Annotated in this window: 21 protein-coding genes and 2 pseudogenes; 21 read left to right on the top strand and 2 right to left on the bottom strand. The window is 65.8% G+C overall.

The window, feature by feature from the left end:
* The first annotated feature begins 56 nt into the window (after positions 1-56).
* From merA to C2868_RS17795, 10 genes and pseudogenes are all read left to right on the top strand, one after another.
* Positions 57-1,433 (top strand): mercury(II) reductase, encoded by a 1,377-nt coding sequence (merA, locus tag C2868_RS00570; RefSeq protein ID WP_069696261.1) that lies wholly within the window; start codon positions 57-59, stop codon positions 1,431-1,433.
* A 216-nt stretch (positions 1,434-1,649) separates the two neighbouring features.
* On the top strand, positions 1,650-3,092 hold the full coding sequence (locus C2868_RS00565; protein WP_081766114.1) for an IS1182 family transposase: 1,443 nt from the start codon (positions 1,650-1,652) through the stop codon (positions 3,090-3,092).
* Between the two features lie 354 nt (positions 3,093-3,446).
* On the top strand, positions 3,447-3,881 hold the full coding sequence (locus C2868_RS00560) for a M23 family metallopeptidase (protein ID WP_258034366.1): 435 nt from the start codon (positions 3,447-3,449) through the stop codon (positions 3,879-3,881).
* 41 nt (positions 3,882-3,922) lie between these two features.
* On the top strand, positions 3,923-4,432 hold the full coding sequence (locus C2868_RS17800) for a DUF6153 family protein (protein ID WP_373457223.1): 510 nt from the start codon (positions 3,923-3,925) through the stop codon (positions 4,430-4,432).
* A gap of 77 nt (positions 4,433-4,509) precedes the next feature.
* Positions 4,510-5,115 carry a DUF305 domain-containing protein gene (locus C2868_RS00550; protein ID WP_036297900.1) on the top strand — a complete coding sequence of 202 codons (606 nt, stop codon included), beginning with the start codon at positions 4,510-4,512 and terminating at the stop codon, positions 5,113-5,115.
* Positions 5,116-5,204: 89 nt separating this feature from the next.
* The gene (locus tag C2868_RS00545; RefSeq protein ID WP_051513316.1) at positions 5,205-6,110 is read left to right on the top strand and encodes a hypothetical protein; all 906 of its coding nucleotides are present in this window, start codon (positions 5,205-5,207) and stop codon (positions 6,108-6,110) included.
* 61 nt (positions 6,111-6,171) lie between these two features.
* Entirely contained in the window at positions 6,172-6,612 is a 441-nt protein-coding gene (locus tag C2868_RS00540) for a hypothetical protein (protein WP_036297898.1), read from the top strand.
* 99 nt (positions 6,613-6,711) lie between these two features.
* Entirely contained in the window at positions 6,712-7,377 is a 666-nt protein-coding gene (locus tag C2868_RS00535; RefSeq protein WP_036297896.1) for a thioredoxin domain-containing protein, read from the top strand.
* 128 nt (positions 7,378-7,505) lie between these two features.
* On the top strand, positions 7,506-8,417 hold the full coding sequence (locus tag C2868_RS00530) for a cation diffusion facilitator family transporter (RefSeq protein WP_036297894.1): 912 nt from the start codon (positions 7,506-7,508) through the stop codon (positions 8,415-8,417).
* A pseudogene (locus C2868_RS17795) lies at positions 8,410-8,703 on the top strand (copper resistance protein CopC); the annotation flags it as partial. The gene C2868_RS00530 and the pseudogene C2868_RS17795, both read left to right, overlap by 8 nt.
* A gap of 123 nt (positions 8,704-8,826) precedes the next feature.
* On the opposite strand, the pseudogene C2868_RS00520 reads toward C2868_RS17795, so the two are convergent.
* A pseudogene (locus C2868_RS00520) lies at positions 8,827-10,058 on the bottom strand (IS3 family transposase); the annotation flags it as partial.
* A gap of 388 nt (positions 10,059-10,446) precedes the next feature.
* On the opposite strand from C2868_RS00520, the gene C2868_RS00515 reads away from it, so the two are divergent.
* The 7 genes from C2868_RS00515 to ccsB all read left to right on the top strand — a co-directional run bounded on the left by C2868_RS00515 (position 10,447) and on the right by ccsB (position 16,550).
* Positions 10,447-10,983, top strand: coding sequence for a signal peptidase II (locus C2868_RS00515; RefSeq protein ID WP_103662765.1), 537 nt, complete (start codon positions 10,447-10,449; stop codon positions 10,981-10,983).
* Positions 10,980-11,315 carry a DUF6804 family protein gene (locus tag C2868_RS00510; RefSeq protein ID WP_103662764.1) on the top strand — a complete coding sequence of 112 codons (336 nt, stop codon included), beginning with the start codon at positions 10,980-10,982 and terminating at the stop codon, positions 11,313-11,315. The genes C2868_RS00515 and C2868_RS00510 overlap by 4 nt, the downstream gene beginning before the upstream one ends.
* On the top strand, positions 11,312-11,917 hold the full coding sequence (locus C2868_RS00505) for a TlpA disulfide reductase family protein (RefSeq protein ID WP_103662763.1): 606 nt from the start codon (positions 11,312-11,314) through the stop codon (positions 11,915-11,917). Before C2868_RS00510 ends, C2868_RS00505 begins: the two co-directional genes overlap by 4 nt.
* On the top strand, positions 11,914-12,681 hold the full coding sequence (locus tag C2868_RS00500) for a cytochrome c biogenesis CcdA family protein (protein WP_103662762.1): 768 nt from the start codon (positions 11,914-11,916) through the stop codon (positions 12,679-12,681). Before C2868_RS00505 ends, C2868_RS00500 begins: the two co-directional genes overlap by 4 nt.
* On the top strand, positions 12,662-14,347 hold the full coding sequence (locus C2868_RS00495; protein WP_103662761.1) for a cytochrome c biogenesis protein ResB: 1,686 nt from the start codon (positions 12,662-12,664) through the stop codon (positions 14,345-14,347). Before C2868_RS00500 ends, C2868_RS00495 begins: the two co-directional genes overlap by 20 nt.
* Complete coding sequence (locus tag C2868_RS00490) at positions 14,344-15,282, top strand: cytochrome c oxidase assembly protein (protein WP_036297883.1); 939 nt, start codon at positions 14,344-14,346, stop codon at positions 15,280-15,282. The genes C2868_RS00495 and C2868_RS00490 overlap by 4 nt, the downstream gene beginning before the upstream one ends.
* A gap of 221 nt (positions 15,283-15,503) precedes the next feature.
* Positions 15,504-16,550, top strand: coding sequence for a c-type cytochrome biogenesis protein CcsB (ccsB, locus tag C2868_RS00485; protein ID WP_036297881.1), 1,047 nt, complete (start codon positions 15,504-15,506; stop codon positions 16,548-16,550).
* A gap of 9 nt (positions 16,551-16,559) precedes the next feature.
* Here the strand turns inward: ccsB and C2868_RS00480 are convergent, their stop codons facing one another.
* Entirely contained in the window at positions 16,560-18,413 is a 1,854-nt protein-coding gene (locus tag C2868_RS00480) for a cation-translocating P-type ATPase (protein ID WP_232711474.1), read from the bottom strand.
* Positions 18,414-18,580: 167 nt separating this feature from the next.
* Here C2868_RS00480 and C2868_RS00475 point away from each other — a divergent pair, with 167 nt between their 5' ends.
* From C2868_RS00475 to C2868_RS00460, 4 genes are read left to right on the top strand one after another with little or no spacing between them, the layout of a single operon-like run.
* A complete protein-coding gene (locus C2868_RS00475) occupies positions 18,581-18,940 on the top strand; it encodes a helix-turn-helix transcriptional regulator (protein ID WP_036297877.1) in 360 nt (119 codons plus the stop codon).
* The gene (locus tag C2868_RS00470; protein WP_036297919.1) at positions 18,937-20,853 is read left to right on the top strand and encodes a cation-translocating P-type ATPase; all 1,917 of its coding nucleotides are present in this window, start codon (positions 18,937-18,939) and stop codon (positions 20,851-20,853) included. The genes C2868_RS00475 and C2868_RS00470 overlap by 4 nt, the downstream gene beginning before the upstream one ends.
* Complete coding sequence (locus tag C2868_RS00465; RefSeq protein WP_036297875.1) at positions 20,853-21,461, top strand: cadmium resistance transporter; 609 nt, start codon at positions 20,853-20,855, stop codon at positions 21,459-21,461. Before C2868_RS00470 ends, C2868_RS00465 begins: the two co-directional genes overlap by 1 nt.
* Complete coding sequence (locus tag C2868_RS00460; protein ID WP_036297873.1) at positions 21,458-21,988, top strand: signal peptidase II; 531 nt, start codon at positions 21,458-21,460, stop codon at positions 21,986-21,988. Before C2868_RS00465 ends, C2868_RS00460 begins: the two co-directional genes overlap by 4 nt.
* Positions 21,989-21,993 lie beyond the last annotated feature (5 nt).

The raw sequence follows: 21,993 nt of genomic DNA, 5'->3' as shown, positions 1-21,993 counted from the left end.
GGTCCATTCTGTCGCATAGGGCCGCACGTGCGGCCCGGTCCACCCGAGGAGGCATCATGACTCAGCACAACGAGTTCGATCTTGCGGTGGTCGGGACGGGCGGCGCGGCGATGTCCGCGGCGATCCACGCCCGACTCGAGGGGGCGAGCGTGGTCGCCATCGAATCGGGCACGCTCGGTGGCACCTGCGTGAACGTGGGTTGCGTGCCCTCCAAGACCCTCCTCGCGGCCGCGCACACCCGCCACGCCGCGCTCACGAACCCGTTCCCCGGCGCCGCCACCTCCGCTGGGGCCGTCGACCTCGGCGCGCTCGTGCAGCAGAAGGATGAGCTGGTCGGCATGCTCCGCCAGACCAAGTACGCCGACATCGCCGCCGCCTACGGGTTCGACATCCTCCCCGGCACCGCAACATTCACCGATCCCTCAACACTGCTCGTCGATGGACGACCGGTTCGCGCCAAGTCGTATCTCATCGCCACCGGCGCCGAACCGACCATCCCAACGATCCCCGGCCTCGAGCAGATCGATTACCTCACGTCGACCACGGCGATGGAACTCACCGAGCTGCCCGCTTCGCTCGTGGTGATCGGCGGCGGATTCGTCGGCCTCGAACAGGCCCAGCTGTTCGCCCGGCTCGGGGTCGAGGTCACCATCATCGGCCGGCTCGCCCCGCACGCCGAACCAGAACTCTCCTCCGAGCTCCGCAAAGCCTTCCTGACCGACGGAATCACCGTCATAGGCGACCGCGCCGCAACGATCACCCCACACGACGACCTGGTCCGAGTCCTCACCCGCACCGGGAAAGTAGCTACCGGTGAACGCGTCCTCGTCGCCACCGGCCGCACCCCCCGCACCGACGGGCTCGGCCTCGCCACTGCGGGCATCGCGACCGACACCCGCGGCTTCATCATTGTCGACGAACAACAGCGGACCACGAACCCGGCGGTGTTCGCCGCCGGCGACGTCACCGATGTGCCTCAGTACGTGTACGTCGCCGCGAGGACCGGGAAGATCGCCGCACACAACGCCCTCGGTCACTCTGAGCAGGTCGACTACACCGGGTTGCCCTCCGTCCTGTTCACCTCACCCCAACTCGCCTCGGCCGGGATCACCGAAGCCGAAGCCCTCGCCGCCGGCTACCGATGCGCCTGCCGCTACCTCCGACTGTCCGACGTGCCCAGAGCCATCGCCAACCACAACACCCGCGGCGGCATCAAGATCGTCGCCGACGCCGACACGGGCAAAGTCCTCGGCGTCCACGCCCTCGCCGACACCGCCGGCGAGATGATGCTCGCCGCGACCTACGCGATCAAAGCCGGATTCACCGTCACCCAACTCGCCGACACCTGGGCCCCGTACCTCACCATGGCCGAAGGCATCCGACTCACCGCGAACCTCTTCCGCAACGAACTCCCCACCTCCTGCTGCGCCTAACAGCAAACAGCAGCACACACCCGGGGCCAGTTCTAGCCGTCACCCCGGGGCCAAATCAGGTTGACAAAATCATGCCAGAGTGCGGCTGACGATCCGGGCGCGTAGCGGCTAGGTGCGTGGGTCAGATCCTTCCGTTAACGCGCCGGGGTGAATCCGGTGGATAGCGCGGGGTGCTGGGAGAATCGATTCATGACGGTGACTGCCAGCCTGGAGGGTCTGTTCGAGGTCGAGCCGGGTGAGGCGCGGGCGCCGGGATCGGCTGCACCGGCGGGTGCGGGCAAGACGTTCCGTGGGTATGACCAGGGGCAGTGTTTCCTGCTCCCGCCGAGTCTGGATGACTGGCTGGACGAGGATGATGAGGCCCGGTTCATCTCCGAGGTCGTCGAAGAGCTCTTGGATCTGACGCCGGTCTACGCGTCGTACGCGTCCGCCTCGGGTGCGCCTCCGTATGACCCGCGGATGATGTTGAAGCTGCTGCTGTTCGCGTACGCGACGGGCGTGACCTCGTCTCGTGAGTTGGAGCGGCGCTGCAAGCGCGATATCGCCTTCCGGTGGCTGTCGGGCAACCAGGCGCCCGACTACCGGTCGCTGGCCCGGTTTCGTCGGCGTCACCTGGATGCCCTGCCGGGGTTGTTCCTGCAGGTGCTGCGGGTCTGCGCGGAGGCGGGGCTGGTGCGGTTGGGGCGGGTCGCGCTGGATGGCACGAAGCTGGCTGCGAACGCGTCGCGGCATAAGGCGATGAGCTATGACCGGATCGTGCCGAAGATCGATCAGCTCCAAGCCGAGGTCGCTGCGCTGCTCGCCGAGGCGGAGGCGGTCGATGAGGCCGAGGATCAGCAGTTCGGCCAGGACCGGCGCGGGGACGAGGTCGCCCCGGAGCTGGCCCGCCGTGAGGGGCGCCTGGCAAAACTACGTGCCGCGAAGGACGCGATCGAGGCCGACGCCGCCGAGAAGGCGGCAGCCGTGGCGCGGAAGAAGGCCGACGCCGCCGGTCAGCCCCCTGAGCAGGCCGACGCGGCCGTCGCGACTGCGGTGGACACGGCGGCGCCGAAGCCGAAAGCGCAACGCAATTTCACCGATCCTGAGGCGCGGATGATGAAGACGGTCCGCGGCTTCGATTACGCGTTCAACGCGCAGGCCGTTGTCGATGAGGGCCACCAGATCGTGTTGAGCGCCGAGGTCACCCAGCAGGCCACCGATATCCAGCAGTTCGTCCCGATGGCCGAGCAGACCCTACGGAACCTCGACGCGGCAGGAATCGAGCGTTCCCCAGAGGTCGTCCTCGCTGACGCGGGCTACTGCTCGGAAGCCAACCTCGAAGCCGCCGACGATCTGGACGCACAGGTGTTGATCGCGACGGGACGGCAACGTCACGGCGAGAGCTTCCCTACCGCCGGCGCCCCGGACCCGGCCCCAGAGGACGCGAGCCGGCGGGAGCGGATGGCGCACGCGCTGCGCACCGAGCAGGGCCGCACCGACTACGCGCGCCGCAAAGCCATCGTTGAACCCGCGTTCGGGCAGATGAAGACCCGGCAAAACGCCGGACAGCTCCGGCTACGCGGACTCGCCGGCGCCCAAGGCGAATGGCTACTCCACACGATCTGCCACAACCTCCGCAAGCTCCGCGTCGCTACAGCCGCCGGGCTGGCGCCCGCATAGGCCTCCCCAGGGGTCCCTGGGCGTCACAGCACGCACCGACAGTCGCCACGAGCCCCTCGCCGTGCGATCCCGCACGCTCTCACACCGCAACGGCCCGCCCGTTCCCGTTCGCGACCGTCAGCGCGCGATGCCAGAGTCAACGCCGCGCGCCACGCCACCCGATTCTGACCCGCGCACCTAGAGGCTCAGCTCGCGGCACTACAGGATTCCACGGCACGCACCGTGGCGGATTACCAGGCCGGCGTGGAAGCTCGACGGCGCGCCGAGGAGGAAGCGAGACGACGCGCTGAGGAAGCGGCACGGCGTGCAGCCGAGGCAGCGGCTGCGGCTGGCGGGGGCGGCAGCGGCGGCGGCATGGCAGGACAGATCGGGCAGTCGGGTTGGGCGCGACCGTCCGGCGGGCGACCGACATCACGTTACGGAGCGCGCGCGACAATCTGCGAGAACGGTTATTGCACCGGCTATCACTACGGCACTGACATGGCGACGGGCTGCGGGGCTGGCGTTTTTGCGGCGAGTGCGGGTCGTGTTGCATACGCCGGGACATATGGAGCGTTCGGCCAGCACGTCCGCATCGATCATGGCGGTGGCATATTGACGGCATACTCGCACCTTCAGCAGGGCGGGATATTGGTGAGCTACGGGCAACAGGTCGCAGCGGGCCAGTTGGTTGCGCGGGAAGGGAACTCCGGATTGTCGCGGGGTTGCCATTTGCACTTCGAAGTGTGGCGAAACGGGCAACGAATCAACCCGGAACCATTCATGAGCGAGCGCGGCATCTCTATCTGATCTGGCAGCTAGAGGCGGCGGTACCAGCCGACTCACCAGGAATGGAATGTAAGATACCCCGTGGCGGTATAACCGCCGATAATCGGATTCGGCGAAAGGTTTCGCACATGAGCGTGATGCATCTACGCGTCGCCCTCACTCGCCGCGTCGGCTATATCCGCCCCCTTCTTCTCGCGACTCTGGGCGCCGCACTCATCATCGTTGGGCTACTGTCCATGCATGGGATGGGCGGTACCGCCGAACATTCGGTGCCCGCCTCTACTCAGGCACACGCTGTTGGTTCGGAGTCGTTGACGCACGACAAGCCCGCGTCAACGGATCTCGAAGAAACCGCAGGAGACTGCTCATCAATGTGCCCGACAGGGGACATGATGTCCATGCTCGCGTGCGTAGTGGCCCTCATGGTAGGCGCCCTCCTCGTCGGCGTCCGCCCGAAGGCCATGCGCGTCCTCCCGCGGCACCTCATTTCTCCTCGAATAAGCCGCCGTGTCGAAGATAGTGCGCCACCCGAGCCTCCTGACCTGAACGTCCTCTCCATCAGTCGAACGTGAACGGGTAGCTGCCACCACGCAGCCCGCTCTGACCACGGCTTCACCCAACACAAACGACGAACTTTTGAGGACAAGAAATGCGCACTCGATCCACCCTGCTCGCAGCAGGAACAGTTGCCACTGCACTTTTTCTTGCCGGCTGTACCGGCACGAGCATGGACGGCATGGACGGCATGAATGGCAACGAGCCATCGACAGGCATGTCGGCGGAGGCGACGGACGTCGATTTCAACGACGCCGACGTTTCCTTTGCGATGGAAATGATCATGCACCACCAGCAGGCGATAGAAATGTCCGACGTTCTCCTCGCGAAAGACGACGTCGCGCCCGAGGTCATCTCTCTCGCCGAACGCATCAAAGCCTCGCAGCAACCCGAAATCGACACCATGAACGGTTGGCTCGCGTCTTGGGGCCGGGAGACAATGGGTTCCATGGGCTCCATGGACAGCATGGGCGGGATGATGTCGGAAGAGGATATGACCGCTCTCGAAGACGCCTCGGGACCGGCGGCATCTTCGCTGTTCCTCGAGCAGATGATCGTGCACCACGAGGGAGCCATCGAGATGGCGCAAGCGCAGTTGACGGATGGGCAGAACCCGGACGCCGTGGAACTTGCGCAGAAGATCATCAACGATCAGACAGCGGAGATCGCAGAGATGGAGCAGCTGCTCACGCAGCTCTAAGCGCTTCGTGCCCGTAGCCACCTGCCATTACGAGGGGTCGCCGTGAAACTGGCGACCCCTCGCTTACCCCTCTTCGCCAGAAAGCGCTCATGACCCGCACGTCCAAACATCGCTCTCAGCGAGGCGGGAGTCAACAACTCCGCCTCGCTGTCACAGTCGTCATCGCCACGCTGACGCTCGTCGGCTGCAGCAACTCACCCGACGCAACAACACCGGAAGGCATCGCCGAGCTCCAACACGTCCATGGCATAGTCGACAATCCCGACGGAGACGGCATCTTGATCGCGACCCACGCCGGCATTTATGGTCTCGACTCCGTAGACGGAAATGGAGAACTGACCAAGCTTGTCGGCGGATGGGAATTCGATGCAATGGGCATCACCTCGACAGCCGATACTCTCTACGCCTCCGGGCATCCTGGGCCCGCGACACCGGAGGGTTTCGGCAGTCCGAACGTGGGCTTGGTTCAATCGGACGACGGCGCCCTCACCTGGCGGAGCGTGTCGCTTGCCGGGGTAGCGGATTTTCACGACCTGAGTGCCGCGTCTGAGGAATCCGAAACCATATACGGGCTGCAGGGCGAGGCGCTGCGCCGCAGCGACGACGGCGGCCAGACGTGGGTCGACCTTCCCCCCGTGCAGGCCCGCGACATTGTCGTGTCCCCCGGCAGCGGAGGCACGCTAAACGCGACAACGGAAGCGGGGCTGGCGGTGAGTTCTGACGGCGGCGAGAGCTTCGTCACCGACCCCCAGGCGCCCGTGATGTATGTCATCGCCGCCCGGAACGACGGAGGCCTCGTCGGAGTCGACCTCGCTGGCACGGTTCGCTACCAGGACGGACCTTCCGCGGAATGGGTTTCCGGGGGCGCTCTCTCGGGTACGGCGCAGGCGTTCAGCTATCTGGACGAGTTCGGAATGCTTCTCGCGGCCGATGATCGAGGAGTGCTCGCGTCGGAGGATTTCGGTGTGTCATGGGTGACCCTGATCGCGTCGTGAATGCGCGCCTAAGCCGGAGCACCTTTAGCGCACCATTGAACGTTGATAGGGTGAGGAGGACATGATCGCCCCGGTGTCGTCCCGACCCTCGTCAATCTTGTCCGAACGCCTGTTGATAACGAAGATCATTACGAGCGTGGCGCTCGCGTTCTTTCTCATCCTCGGCGCGTGGGTGTCGACTCACTCCGAGCAGGAGGCCGCTGCGCCGGTTCCTGTCGGCGTCGCGCTGATCGATTCACACGTCGAAGCGCCCGCTCCGGCCGTTCAGACGATCGTTAGCACATACTCGGGCACCGATTCCCTATGGGGAATAGCGGTGTGCGCATTTGGAGTGCTGTGCGGGCTTCTTCTCGTGCTGATGGCGACCAATTGGTTCCATTCGCGGGGGCGCCCAACCCACGCCAACGTCGCGCTCGCGATGACCCGCGTACTCCTCCTCGCGCCGCCCCTGCCTCGCAAGGTAGCACTTTCACTTACGCAATTGAGCATTTCTCGAACCTGATACTCGCTGCGCCGTCTTGGTGATGGCGTCTCGCTCCGGCCGTCCGCCGGAGGCATCCGTTTCTATGCCGTTCGCGTGTTGAGTGTGTGGAGTTGCTTCGTGAAAACCCCCGTAAAGGCGACATTGATCGCCATTGCTGTCGCTGTCGTTCTGGTACTTGCCGGAATTATCTATGCCCTCGTGAACCAGAGCGAGCCCTCGGCCCTCACAGGCGACGCCGGGGTTGTCTCGGTGGTGCGCCCCGACTCGCATGTCGTCGACGACGGAGGTGATGGCGCGGTCATTGTCGTGGAGTTCCTGGACTTCGAGTGCGAGGCGTGTGGCGCGTTCTACCCGATCGTGGAAGAAATACGGGAAAAGTTCGACGGCGAGATCACCTACGTCATCCGCTACTTCCCGCTGCCCGGGCACACCAACTCCACGAACGCCGCGCTCGCGGCCGAAGCGGCTGCGCAGCAGGACCAGTTCGAGGCGATGTATCAGCGACTGTTCGAGACTCAAGCCGAATGGGGCGAGTCGCAGGAATCCCGCGCGGATATGTTCAGAGGCTTTGCCGAGGGACTGGGGCTCGACCTCGCCGTCTACGACGCGGCAGTCGCAGACCCAGCCACGCTGGCTCGGGTGCAGTCGGACTTCGACGACGGACGCGCGCTCGGCGTCAGCAGCACCCCCACATTCTTCGTAGACGGGGCACTTCTGGAGCTGCAGCAGTGGAATGACCTCGAAGACACGATCGATCAAGCAGTCAACGGAGCGTCCGACTGAAATCGGCGTGAGCCGAGCCGCAGGCAATCGTAGACGCTCGCCACCGACCTCACGTCTCGACGCGGGCGAGGAATGAAGCGATCGCGATGGCCCGTCAGATCATCGACCGCCCCTGAAAGGAGCGAACCGTGGGCGCAGGACACAGCCACGACATGAGCGAAGCGACCCCCCGCAATAAATTGCTCATCGCATTCTCGATCACCCTGGCGGTGTTCGTGGTCGAAGTGATCGGATCGATCATCACCGGCAGCCTCGCGCTGCTGGTCGATGCGGGGCACATGCTCACCGACGTGATCGGCCTCGCGATGGCGGTTACCGCCGCTAACCTCATGAACCGTCCCCCGTCCGACCGGCACACCTGGGGGCTCCGGCGCGCCGAGGTTCTCAGTGCACTCGCCCAGGCCGCCCTTCTCTTGGGCGTGGGGATCTTCGCTCTCGTCGAAGGAATCCGACGTCTATTCGAGCCGCCCGAGATCGCATCCGGCAGCCTGTTGTTCTTCGGGATCGTCGGCCTGGTCGCGAACATCGCGTCCCTGCTGGTACTGATGAGCGGTCGCACACGCAACCTGAACATGCGCGCCGCGTTCCTCGAGGTCCTCAATGACGCACTCGGCTCGGGCGGTGTCATCGCCAGCGCCATCTTGATCGCCACCCTCGGCTGGTACCAGGCAGACGCCATCGCCGGCATCCTGATCGCCCTCCTGATCATCCCACGCACCTTCATCCTGCTTCGCGCCTCCGGCAGCGTCCTGCTCGAATCCACCCCGCCCGCCCTTGACCTGGCGGAGGTACGCCGACACATCCTCGAACTCCCGCAGGTGGTCGCCGTGCACGACCTGCACGCCTCCCAAGTCTCCACCGACCTCCCGACGCTAACCGCACACGTCGTGGTCGACGACACCCTCACCCCGGAGCAGTCCGCCCGGCTCCTGCGAGCACTCCAGGAATGTGTCGCCGAGCACTTCCCAGTCAGCATCGAGCACGCCACCTTCCAGATCGAACCGCAATCACACCCCGGAGAGCACACCACCCATGCGTAAATCCCGCCGCTACCTCTTTTCCGTCATCGCTGCAGTCCTTCTCGGGTCTGGAATCACGCTCGCGGCGGCAGGCCCGGCGCAGGCGCACGACGACCTCCTGGGCTCCTTCCCGGATGCAGATTCCACGGTCGCTGTCTCGCCGGATGAGATCACCCTGTCATTCAGCGGCGAACTCATCTCTGACATGCAATCAGCGGTCATCGAGGTGACCGCGCCCGGCGGCGAGAACATCGCTACTGACGCCCCGACTGTCAGTGGCACCACGATCACGCAACACCTAGAACCCAACCCCCCGGATGGCGCCTTCACCGTTCTGTGGCGGGTTGTTTCCGGCGACGGCGGGCCTTGCCCCCGGTTCTTGGACACGGGGTGGGATTATGCCGCTATCGGTAGCGTAGCGGCGGTGAGTTCGGCTTCGGAATGCGACGGGCGCGATGTAGCCGAGGTAGGAGTGGCGGCGGGTGTTGTTGTAGCGCACGAGCCACCGGAACACCTCGCGACGGCAGGAGGCCTCGTCGGCGAACACGGCCCGGTCTTGCAGGACCTCGCGCTTGAGCGTCGCGTTGAACGCCTCCGCGAGGGCATTGTCAGCGCTCGTGCCCACCGCGCCCATGGACTGTGTCACGCCGAGCCGCTTGCACAGTCCCGCGTAGGCCTTGGAGGTGTAGACCGATCCGTGGTCCGAGTGGAACACGGACCCGGTCAGCCTGCCGCGGGTCAGCCTCGCCGAACGCAGCGCATCTTCGACGAGCTCGTTGCGCATGTGGTCCGCGACCGCCCACCCGGCCAGCCGTCTCGAGCAGCAGTCGATCACGGTCGCCAGATACAGGTTCTGCCCGTCAGCCAGCGGCAGATAGGTGATGTCGCCGACATACCGCTGGTTCGGCGCCTCGGCGGTGAAGTCCCGTTTCAGCAGGTCGGGGACGACCTGTCCCGACGGCTCGGGGACGGTGGTGCGCACCCGCCGCTTGCGCTGGTACCCGTGGATCTCGTTGTCTCGCATCACGCGGGCGACCCGCTTGCGGTTGACCCGCTCGGACGGCGCGGCGCCGTCATTGAGCTCGGCGGTGATCCGTGGCGCGCCCATCGTGTTGTCGCCTTCGTGGACGGCGCGGATCCGCCCCGCCAGAACGTCGTCCTCCGCGGCGCGCGCCCGCCGGGCGGCGGCGCCGGCCCGCCATGCGTAGAACGAGGACCTCGTGATCTCGACGAGCTGACACAACCGCTTCACCGGGTAGGTGGCTGAGAGGTCCTCAACGAACTGGAAGCGGTTCACCAGTTCGTCTCCCCCGCGAAATACTTGGCCGCCTGCCGCAGGATCTCACGCTCGGTGACGAGCTTGACCTGCTCGACCTCCAGCTGCGCGACCCGCCCCTCCAGGCGTGCGATGCGCTGCGCGGGCGTCTCATCCGCCCCCGCATCCGCCGTCGGCGAGGTCGCCGACGCCTTGAACGGGCTGCGCGCGGCGGTGCCGTCCGCAGCCGTCTTCCGGCCCGTCCCGTGCCGCTCCAGCCACAGCCGCAACGTGCCGCGCTCGATCCCGAGATCAGCGGCGATGCCACGCACCGTCGCCCCGGGAGTGGACTCGTACAAGTCCACGGCCTGCCGCCGGAACCCGTCGGAGTAGTTCTTCCTAACCATGATTCTGATCATCTCGCTTCCCCAGCAAAATGCTGGATTCAGCGTGTCCAAGAACTGGGGTCAGGGCCCGGCCACCCGATCAGCGGCGAGTACACCTACACGGTCGAACCGATTCAGAGCGACGCGAGCACCCCGGGCGCGGGTGCGACGGAACAAGCGCCCGAACCGTCCATCACCTCCGCCGAGACAACCACCAACACCGGCGGTAGCGAGCCCTTTGGAGGTGTAGCACTCCTGCCGATCCTCGCAGTACTCACCGGGGTCATCATCCTCGGAGCGGGGTTCATCGTGGTGTTCAAGGTCACCCGCGAACGTCGACTCCGCAACGAGGAAGCGGTCGACCGACAGGAGCAGCAGGATTCCGAGCGCACAAGTAAGGACGCGTCCCATGAAAAGTAACCAGGTGCGATTGTTCGCGACGGCATGCATTGTCGCCGCAGCCGTAGTGGTGGTCGATCAGGCAACGAAGGCGGCTGCCATTGGCGGGCTGAGCGAGACGGAGCGGATACCCATCCTGGGTGACTTGCTCGGGCTGCAGCTGGCGTTCAACCCCGGGGCGATCCTCTCCCTCGGCTCCGAAGCAACTTGGCTGCTCACCCTGCTTGGCGCGAGCGCCATGGCGTTCCTTGTCGTCGCCGCAACGCGTGCTCGCAGCGCCGGGTGGGCGGCAGGAATCGGACTGATCCTCGGGGGCGCGCTCGGAAACCTTATCGACCGATTGTTCTCGCCCCCCGGATTCGCACGCGGCCAGGTGACCGACTTTCTCGCGTACGGGAACCTATTCATCGGCAATCTCGCCGACATCGCCCTCGGCGCCGGCGCGATCGTGCTCGCCGTGACGCTCTTGAATCGCTCCCGGCGCACCCGCGAAGGCCGTCCCGCGAGTACAGCTGCCGGCGAGCCGAACGCGCAGGTTGTTCCGTGAGCGACAAAGCCCGTGCTGCTTCGCCCTTTCAACGGAATGCGTTCGCCCCCGGGCTCATAGCTGCGGCTGTTCTCTTCGTCGCCCCCGTCCTCATGGGAGACGACTGGTTCACCCTGGTGCTGTTCGTCACCGCCATCATGGCTGCCATCGTGGGATGGTTCTCGATCCAAGCCCGCCAATGGTGGTGGACGCCCGTGTTCCTCGCTGTCGCCGTAATCTGGAATCCCGTGTTCCCCCTGCCGTTCGCAGGTCCCGTTTGGGCGGGCGCTCAGCTCGTCGCGGCAGTGGCGTTCCTCGTGGCGGGTGTGCTGATCAAGGTGCCGCGCACATGAGCCTGCGCGAGCGAATCGGCTGGCCCTCTGTGGTGCTCGCCGTCGTCATAGTGCTCTCGGGATGTGCCGCCAATGACGCTCTCGCGGAGCAGTACCGGGACGGGAGCGAGAAGGGCTATATCTCCGGCGACTTTCAGGTCGTGGAGATCCCGGAGGGCGAGCGCGGCGATCCGGTCGATTTCGAAGGAGTCATCGAGACCGGGGAACCGGTCTCCAGCAGCGACTACAGGGGGAACGTTCTGGTCGTGAACTTCTGGTATGCGGCATGCGGCCCATGCATCGTTGAAGCGCCGCTCCTCGAGGAGGTATGGCAGAACTACCAGAGCGAGGGCGTCGCCTTCCTCGGGGTCAACACCTACGATCAGCCTGCCACCGCTCTGTCCTTCGCCCGGGACAACAACGTCACCTACCCGAGCGTCATCGACGTGAAGGATGGAACCGTCAAGCTTGCGTTCGCGCAGGTCACTCCCATCCAGGCCACCCCAACCACACTCGTCCTGGATCGGGACGGGCGGGTCGCCGCCCGGATAATCGGGCAGTTGGCAACAGCATCCATCCTGTCCACCCTCGTCGATGACGCTCTCGTGGAGGACTCTCCGTGAGTCCCGGTCAGTTGGTCTTCGATGGCGCCCTGTGGGTAGCGATCCCCATCGCCGTCCTCGCCGGTCTCGTCTCGTTCGTCTCGCCGTGCGTGCTACCTCTCGTGCCTGGCTACCTCGGCTACCTCGGTGGCACCTCGGTAGGTGATGGGGGAGCTGCTGTTACGAATTCGCGCACCGCCACTGCAGAGCGTGCCCGCCTGCTCGTGGGAGTGGGGCTGTTCATTGCAGGGTTCACCGTGGTGTTCGTGTCCGTGACGATCCTCGGCGGCACGTTCGGATACCTGCTACTGCAGTACGCGAACGTCCTCACCCGCATTTTCGGCGTTGTGGTGATCGCGCTGGGGCTGGTGTTCATCGGTTTCTTCGGCATCGCGCAACGAACTCTCCGCCCCCGCATCCAAGGCAGAGCCGGCCTAATCGGCGCGCCGCTGCTCGGCGTCGCACTTGGCGTCGGGTGGACGCCCTGTATCGGCCCCACCCTGGCCGCGATCCTGTCTGTGTCCTGGAACCTCGGCGATCCGGCTCGCGCGGGACTGCTCGGACTTGCTTACTCTTTGGGACTCGGGATTCCCTTCCTTCTCCTCGCGCTCGGGTGGGGGTGGGCGTCACGGTCTGTGTCGGTCCTGCGCCGCCACATCCGCGTCCTGAACATAGTCGGCGGCGCATTGCTGGTTGCCCTAGGGCTGCTTATGGTCAGCGGACTGTGGACCGCGCTGATGTCCGCACTTCAGCAGGTGGTGATCAATGTTCCCGCCCCGCTCTGACACCGATACGGCGATCGATCCACTGCGGCCCGCCGATCACGCCGACACCGATCGGGCCGACATCGTCGCCCCCTCTCTCGGGCTGGTCGGGTGGATGCGATGGGCGTGGCGTCAGCTGACCAGTATGCGCACCGCCCTCGTCCTGTTGCTCTTCCTCGCGATCGCCGCCGTTCCGGGGTCGCTGTTTCCGCAACGCAGCGCAGACCCGAACGGGGTCATCCAGTGGGAGCGGAACAACCCCGACGTCTTCCCGCTCGCCGACGCACTCAGCCTGTTCGATGTGTACTCGTCGCCGTGGTTCTCCGCGATCTACCTCTTGCTGTTCGCCTCCCTCATCGGCTGCGTGATCCCGCGCGCGAAGCACCATTACACCGCACTGCGGGCCCAGCCGCCTCGGACCCCTGCTCGGCTTGCCCGACTCCCGGCCTATCAGGAAACAACCCTGCCTGTCGTCGGCGGAAACACAGACGCCATGGGGCTCGCAGTTGACCTCGCGGAACGTCAGATGCGTCGGGCCGGCTATCGCGTGCACCGCTACGATGGTGCGGGCTGGGCGTCGGTGTCGGCCGAACGGGGCTATGTGCGTGAGACCGGCAATCTGGTTTTCCACGTCGCCCTGGTTGGAGTGCTCACCTCGGTCGCCGTGGGCACCGGGTTCGCCTATACCGGACAGCGGGTCGTGGTGGAAGGCACCACGTTCGTCAACGCGCTCAGCGACTATTCCTCGTTCAATCCCGGCCGGTTCGTCGACGGGACCGTGCTCGCACCGTACTCACTCACCCTCGACGATTTCCAGGTCTCGTACCGACTCCCCGGCGCGCCTGGGGCCGGGCAGGCGGGGGACTTCTCTGCGGACGTCACCGTCCGCACACCGGGAGACGACGACCGCGCCGAGAGCGTGCTCGTGAACTACCCGATCACCGTTGATGGCGATCGGGTCTACCTTCTCGGCAACGGCTATGCTCCCACCCTCTCCATCCGCAACTCCGACGGCGAGCTGGTCTACAGCGAGTCGCAGCCGTTCCTTCCGCAGGACTCTGCGATGACCTCTTTGGGGATCATCAAGATCCCGGACGGTCTGCCGGAGCAGGTCGGCCTCGTCGGCTTCTTCTACCCCACGCAAGGCGTACTTCCCTCAGGCGCGTTCACCTCGATCTACCCCGATGTCGCGAATCCGGTCCTCACCCTCAATGTGTTCAGCGGCGATCTCGGCATCGATGACGGGATACCCCGGTCGGTCTACACACTGGATGTCGCCGGGCTCACCCAGCTCACCGGCGCCGACTCCGGCCTGGACTCCCTCGAGCTCACCCCTGGAGGCACCGCTGATTTGCCGAACGGGTGGGGCACCATCACCTGGGAGGACGACACGGAACAGGTCGGCGAGCCGGTGAAACGGTTCGCGTCCCTACAGATCCAGAGGGATCCCAGTGGCGTCTGGGTGCTCGTCTTCTCGATCCTCGCCCTCCTGGGGCTGTTCGCCGGACTGTTCGTCCCGCGCCGACGCCTCTGGGTCAAAGCTCGTCTGATGCCGGACGGGGTTCACGTCGAATATGCCGGTCTCGCGCGGGGAGAGGACCCGGCCCTTTCCCGCGCCGTCAGCGACTTCGCATCTCGACACTCCACCGCTTACACCGACCTGCCGAACGCAGACTCGCGCCGATGACGGACTGGGTCCCCGACGTACCGCCCACTTTTCTGGGGTTTCTCTCCCCTGTCCCTCTACCCTTCCCGCTGCTGCCGCTTATCGCGGCAGCTCTTGCGGTCGTCTACCTCGTAGGCGCGATCCGGATGTGGACGCGGGGCAGGCGCTGGCCGATCTGGCGAACAGTCAGCTTCCTGCTGGGCTGCGTCAGCCTCGCCGCCATCACCGGGCTGGGAGTCGAGGCCTACGGGTACGCGCTGTTCTCGGTGTTCATGTTCCAGCAACTCACGCTCATGATGGCGATCCCACCGCTGTTGGTCCTCGGCTCGCCGGGCACGCTCCTCTTGCGCGCCACCCCTCACCACGGCGCCGGCCGCATTGTCCTCCAGATAGCTCACGCGGGGCTTCGCAGCCGGTTCGCGCGGTGGCTCCTCAGCCCCTGGATCGCGCTGCCGCTCTATCTCTTCGCGTTCTACGGTCTCTACCTGGCCGACTTCGCCGACCTCATCCTCGCTTTGCCCGGAGGTCATCTCGGCCTCGAGGCCGGCTTCCTCATCGCGGGGATTCTGTTCACCATCCCCGTGCTTTCCTCAGACCCGTTGCCCGTGCACCTCAATCACGCGGGACGAGCACTCGACGTCTTCGCGGAAGCCGCGCTGCACGCATTCTTCGGGGTGTTCCTGATGATCGCGGCAAGCCTTCTTATCGACAACTTCGCCGCATCCAGCCTCGCCCTCGGCGTTGACCCCCTCGTAGACCAGAGAATCGCGGGAGGGCTGGCCTGGTCGTACGGAGAAGCACCCACCCTGCTGATGCTCCTCTTCGTCATGCATCGCTGGTACCGCGACGACACCACCCGCGACGCAGCCGCCGCACGATACGCCGACACACACGGCGACCCCGATCTCGACGCCTACAACGCCTACCTCGAAACGCTCCGCAAGAGGGATACCTGACGAATGCTCTCGCTCACCTTCGCCTCTCACCCGACGCGACGCCGACACCGGCGACGGCAGGGTCACCGCTGTCCCGCCCCGAACCCGGCTCACTCCGGCCTCGATCGTCGATGCCTGGCTCACCACCCTCCTGCCGATCAGCGCCGGAGCCGGATTGATCCTTTTCGGATTCACTCACCGTCTTCGCAACCGACCTCGCCCTCACGATTGGAAACAACTCAATGCCCGGAACAGACCCACTTTCCCTCGATGGGATCTCACTGCTGCTGGTGTGGACGGCAATCGCCACCTACTCCCTAGCCTTCATCGCCTTCACCATCGACCTTGCGCAACGTGCCTCGCGCGCCGATACAGCGCACCTCCAGGAGCACCTACCCGCGCTCGTCGCTGTGGGCACAAACGCCCCCCACTCCGGCGTGGCAGACTTCGCCAACACTGCCGCCGCGAAACCAGCAGTCATCGATGACCTGCGGGTGCCGCCAAGACTGCGCCCCCGACTGCTGTGGGCGCGCATCGGCACCGCGCTCACCGTCCTCGGGTTTCTCTTCCACGCGGCGGGCACCGTCTCACGCGGCATCGCGGCCGAGCGGGTTCCGTGGGCGAACATGTACGAATTCGCCCTCACCGGGACGTTGCTGATCGTGGCGGTCTTCCTCCTCGTCCTCCGGTTGTACGACCTGCGTTTCCTGGGTGCATTTCTCCTCGGAATGGTCGTGCTCCTTCTCGGTGGGGCGGCGGTCGCGTTCTACGTGGAGGTCGTCCCGCTGATGGACCCGCTCAAGAGCATCTGGCTGGTGATCCACGTGTTCGTCGCGTCCCTCGCCACAGCACTCTTCGCGATTGCATGCGGAATATCGGTCACGCAGTTGATGCAAGCGCGCCGCGAGACGCGAGACTTGGCTATGTCCGACGATGCCGACATTCCCCGCTCTGGACTTCTGCGCGCACTCCCCAGTTCCGACGCCCTGGAATCGCTGTCCTACCGGTTTGCGATCGTCGGTTTCATGTTCTGGACATTCACGCTCATCGCCGGCGCCATCTGGGCAAACGACTCGTGGGGCCGCTATTGGGGCTTCGACACCAAAGAGGTGTGGACTTTCGTCATCTGGGTGCTCTACGCCGGTTACATCCACGCCCGGGCGACCCGCGGATGGCGGGGCAAGCGTTCCGCCTGGCTGTCCATCATCGGTTTCATGACCGTGCTGTTCAACTTCACCATCGTCAACATCTTCTTCAAGGGCCTGCACTCATACTCGGGCCTCAGTTGATCGGCAGCTTCAGGACGTCGAGGCGAGTGCGGGCTGCGAGGCGGCTGACTCAGTCATGCTGCGAACGAGAGCCGGGCGACGCGCAGCGCGAACGCCGTTCGCGATGACGATCAGCTCGGCTATCTCGTGAACCAGGACGACCCCAGCGAGCCCCATCACCCCGAATAGCGCGAGGGGGAAAAGCACAACGACAATCGCCAGCGCAAGGCCGATGTTGGCCGTCATGATCCGCCGACCGCGTCTCGCGTGCGCCAAGGCAATAGGGATAAGGCGAAGATCGTGGCCCGTGAAGGCGACGTCAGCAGATTCGATCGCCGCCGCGGAACCGCGCACTCCCATGGCGATCCCAACCGTTGCGGTAGCCAGCGCCGGGGCGTCGTTGATGCCGTCACCGACCATCGCGGTCGGATGCGTCGCCACGAGCTCCACGATCGCGTCGGCCTTATCTTTCGGCAGCTGCTCCGCCCGGACTTCGGTAATCCCGGCTTCCTCAGCGATCGCGCGCGCGGTGCGATCGCTGTCACCGGTGAGCATGATCGTGTCGATGCCCTGCGCGTGCAGCATCCGAACGGTCTCTGCCGACTCGGGCCGCAGCTCGTCACGCACCCCAATCAGACCGGCGAGCTGACTGTCTGCTTCGACGACAACAACGGTCATGCCGTGAGCTGCCATCTCTTCCGCGGCGACGCGGAGCCCCCCGGGGTCCAGCCAGCAGGCGTTGCCGACGTGCACGACCCGGTCGCCCACCTGGCCGGTGACACCGTGGCCGGCGTCCTCCACCACGTTCGTCGCGGAGGCGCCTCCCGTTCCGGCTTGGTTGATCGCCGCAGCCAGTGGGTGTGTGCTGGTGGCCTCGACCGCTGCAGCCCAGTCCAACAGCTCCTCGCGGGTAACGCCCGGGGCGGGTCGCACGTCCGCGACAATCGGTCTGTTGCGGGTGAGTGTTCCCGTCTTATCTAGTGCCACGGTACGAATGGTGCCGAGTTGCTCGAACGCCTCGCCGGACTTGATCACCACACCGAACTTTGATGCGGCGCCGATCGCGCTGATCACCGTCACCGGAACCGCGATCGCCAAAGCGCAGGGCGACGCGGCGACGAGGACGACCAGGGCGCGCTCGACCCACGTCCCGGGATCCCCCACGATGAACCCGAAAACGACGATCGCGGCAGCGGCAACCAGCACTACAGGCACTAGGGGGCGCGCGATGCGATCTGCGAGCCGAGCCCGATCTCCTTTCCGGGCATGAGCTTGCTCCACCAAAGCAACGATCTGCGTCAGCGAGTTATCCCGTCCATTCGCAGTCGCCTCGATGCGGAGCGTGGCCGCCCCATTCACCGAACCCGCGGCGACCGTCGCGCCAGGCGCGACATCTACCGGGATGGACTCGCCCGTCACTGCAGACGTGTCCAGACTCGAGCGACCCTCCACGACCACACCGTCCGTCGCGACACGTTCGCCGGCACCCACAACCAGGATGTCGAGTTCGCGCACCTCCGAGGCGGGGATCGTGAGATCGCTGTCAAGGCGCGAGACGCGCGCCGTCTCTGGAATCAGGGATAGTAGCGCGCGCAGGCCCTCCTTTGCGCGGTCCATCGCACGGTCCTCAAGGGCTTCGGCGAGGGAGAACAAGAACGCAAGCGTGGCTGCCTCGCCCACGTGGCCGAGCAGCACAGCCCCGATCGCGGCGATCGTCATCAGCAGTCCCACCCCGAGACGTCCGCGGAGAAGCCGCCGAACAGCGCCGGGAACGAACGTGTACGCGCCCGCCACCAACGCGGCCGACTGCAACGCCAACGCGAGGATGTCGAGCCCAGACCACTTGAAGATGTACCCGACGAGCAGGAACACCCCAGAAAGCACGGAGGGCAGCAGCGCACGATCGCGCCACCAGGCAGGGCGGAGCTCCTCATACTGGTAGCGCCGATTGTTGCTGAGTTGCGTATTCAGCGGCTTCCGACTCTTCTCCCAATGAATGGTGGGGCACTGATCACCAATGATTGATCAGCGCTTGCTGTATAGTTCAGTACATGCTGACTATTGCTTCGCGCCTCGACGTCATGAACCGGCTCGGCCGGGCCATGGCGGACCCGACGCGCTCCCGGATCTTGATGACTCTGCTGAACGCACCGAGCTATCCGGCCGTGCTCTCGCGCGAGTTGGAGCTGACCCGCTCGAACGTCTCGAACCACCTGACGTGCCTGCGTGACTGCGGGATCGTGGTCGCCGAGCCTGAGGGTCGCCAGACGCGCTACGAGATCGCTGACCCGCATCTTGCGGCTGCGCTCGTCGCGCTCGTGGATGTGACGCTGGCGGTCGATGAGCACGCGCCGTGTGTGGACTCGTCGTGCACGGTGCCGGGCTGCTGCGGTACAGGGGCGGACGCGTGAGCGCGGCGTGTAGCTGCGAGCACGAGCCTGCCACTGCGGCGGAGGATGAGACCGAAGAGGTGGAGCGGCCCTGGTGGAGGGACCGTGGGATCATGGTGCCGGTCTTCTCCGGTGTCGCGTTCCTGGCTGGTCTGATCCTTGAATGGTCCGGGCTCGAGATCCCGGCGCTCGTACTGTTCTGGATCGGCCTGCTGCTGGGCGCGTCGACGTTCACTCCTGGCGCGATTCGGAAGCTGTTCAAGGGCAAGCTCGGGATCGGGCTGCTGATGACGATCAGCGCGATCGGCGCGGTCATCCTCGGCTATGTGGAGGAGGCCGCTGCTCTGGCGTTCTTGTACTCGATTGCTGAGGCGCTTGAGGACAAGGCGATGGACCGTGCCCGTGGCGGCCTGCGGGCGCTGCTGAAGCTCGTGCCGGAGACGGCGACCGTGCTGCAGAGCGGCGTCTCTGCGCAGGTGCCGGCGAGGGAGTTGACGGTCGGCCAGGTCATGGTGGTCCGCCCGGGCGAACGGATCGCAACCGACGGGATCGTCCGCTCTGGCCGCTCAAGCCTGGACACCTCGGCGATCACCGGGGAGTCGATCCCCGTCGAGGTCGAGCCCGGGGACGCGGTGTCGGCCGGCGCGATCAACAGCTCCGGCGTGCTGGAGGTCGAGGCGACCGCGGCCGGTACCGATAACTCGCTTACGACGATCGTGGAGTTGGTCGAGAAAGCGCAGACGGAGAAGGGCGAGCGTGCGCGTCTCGCGGACCGGATCGCCCGCCCGCTCGTACCCGGTGTGCTGATTCTCGCAGCGCTCGTCGCGATCATTGGGTCACTGCTGGGCGACCCGGAGGTATGGATCACTCGTGCGCTCGTCGTGCTGGTAGCGGCCTCTCCGTGCGCGCTGGCGATCTCGGTGCCGTTGACGGTCGTTGCCGCGATCGGCGCGGCGAGCAAGTTCGGCGTGATCATCAAGTCCGGCGCGGTCTTCGAGCGCTTCGGCACGGTCCGGCACGTCGCGGTCGACAAGACCGGCACCCTGACCCGTAACGAGCCCGCGGTCACCGCGGTCCTCACTGCGAACGGCATTGCCGAGGAGCAGGCGCTGGCTTGGGCGGCGGCTCTGGAGCAGCACAGCACGCATCCCCTTGCGGCGGCGATCACCGCTGCAGCCCCGGGTGTTCCCGTGGCCGCGGATGTGACCGAGCAGGCCGGGCACGGCATCGACGGCACCGTCGATGGCGCTCGTATCACGGTCGGCAGCCCCCGCTGGCTCGACGCCGGCGAGCTCGGCGACCGGGTTGCAGGGCTTGAGGAGCAGGGCATGACTGTCGTGATCGTGCACCGCGACGAGGCACCGGTCGCGGCGATCGGCGTCCGCGACGAGCTGCGTCCGGAAGTCCCCGAGGTGGTCCGCACGCTTGCGGATCAGGGCGTCGGCATGACGATGCTCACCGGGGACAACGCCCGCACCGCTCGTGCGCTGGCTGCGCAGGCCGGGATCGCTGATGTGCGCGCGGAGCTGCGCCCTGAGGACAAGGCGACCGCGATCGGCGAGTTGTCGAAGGCGGGATCGGTCGCGATGATCGGTGACGGCATCAACGACGCCCCGGCCCTGGCGTCCGCGGACATCGGCATCGCGATGGGAGCGACCGGCTCCGATGCGGCGATCGAGTCTGCGGACGTGGCCTTCACGGGTCATGATCTGCGGCTCATCCCGCGGGCGTTCGATCACGCGCGGCGGGGCCGGCGGATCATCAACCAGAACATCATCCTGTCCCTCCTGATCATCACCGCACTGCTCCCGCTCGCGCTCTTCGGGGTCCTGGGGCTCGCGGCTGTCGTCCTGGTCCACGAGGTCGCGGAGGTCATCGTGATCCTCAACGGCCTGCGCGCCGCACGCACCCGCACACCACGAATGGAAAGCTGATGCTCGCAACCATCGGGTCGGCGATCGGCCTGTTCGCGGCGACCAACATCGACGACATCGTCGTGCTCACCGTGCTGTTCCTCGCCTCCAGCCGGGGAAAGCCGCGACCGTGGCAGATCGTCGCAGGCCAGTACCTCGGGTTCATCACACTCGTCGTGATCAGCGTGATCGCCGCGCTCGGTCTCACGATCGTCCCGGACGAATGGGTCGGCTTCCTGGGTCTGATCCCGCTCGGCATCGGCATCTGGACGCTCATTCGCGGCCTGCGCCGTAACGGCGACGACGATGATGACGACTCCAAGATCACCGCGGTCGGACTATGGGGGGTCGCCGGGATCACGATCGCCAACGGGGCCGACAACATCTCCCTCTACACGCCGATCTTCCGCACCAGCTCGCCCGGCGACGTCGCGGTCATGATCGTCGTGTTCCTGATCCTCGTCGCCGTCTGGTGCGCTGCCGGGCGACTGATCGGCACCCACAAGGCCGTCACCGAAACGCTCGAACGTGTCGAGCACTGGCTCGTCCCCGTCGTGTTCATCGGCCTGGGCCTGTTCATCCTCATTGAATCCGGCGTTATCGTCCGTCTCTTCGAGGCCCTCGCATGACCCCGGACACGAATACCGACGTTGAGTCGGCATCGGCGTCGGGAGAGCGTCCGCAGAGAGGACGCTGGCGGCTCACTGCCTGGGCGCTTCTGATCGCCGTGGTCGTCGTCGTGATCGATCAGGGAACGAAAGTGTGGGCCGAGGCCACCCTGTCGGAGCACGAGCGCATCCCGCTGATCGGCGACCTGTTGGGCCTGCAGCTCGCGTACAACCCCGGCGCGGCGTTCTCCTTCGGGGAGAGCTTCACCTGGGTGTTCGCTCTCATCGCCGTCGCGGCCACGGCCACCGCGATCGTGTTCGCGTTCCGGGTCCGACGCCCCGGGTGGGCGATCGTGATCGGTGCGCTCGGCGGGGCCGCTGCTTCGCACGCCGGCGACCGGCTTTTCCGCCAACCAGGATTCGCCCGGGGGCACGTCGTCGACTTCCTCGCCTACGGCAACTGGTTCATCGGGAACCTCGCCGACATCGTGATCGTCACCGCTACGATTGCCGGAGCGCTCCTGATGCTCCGCGGCACCGAGAACTGAGAGGG

This window comes from Microbacterium sp. CJ77, assembly GCF_002911615.1.
In the GTDB taxonomy this organism is placed as follows: Bacteria; Actinomycetota; Actinomycetes; order Actinomycetales; family Microbacteriaceae; genus Microbacterium.
Note: the sequence above shows the minus strand (reverse complement) of the source record. Positions and strands in the feature narration are given on the sequence as shown.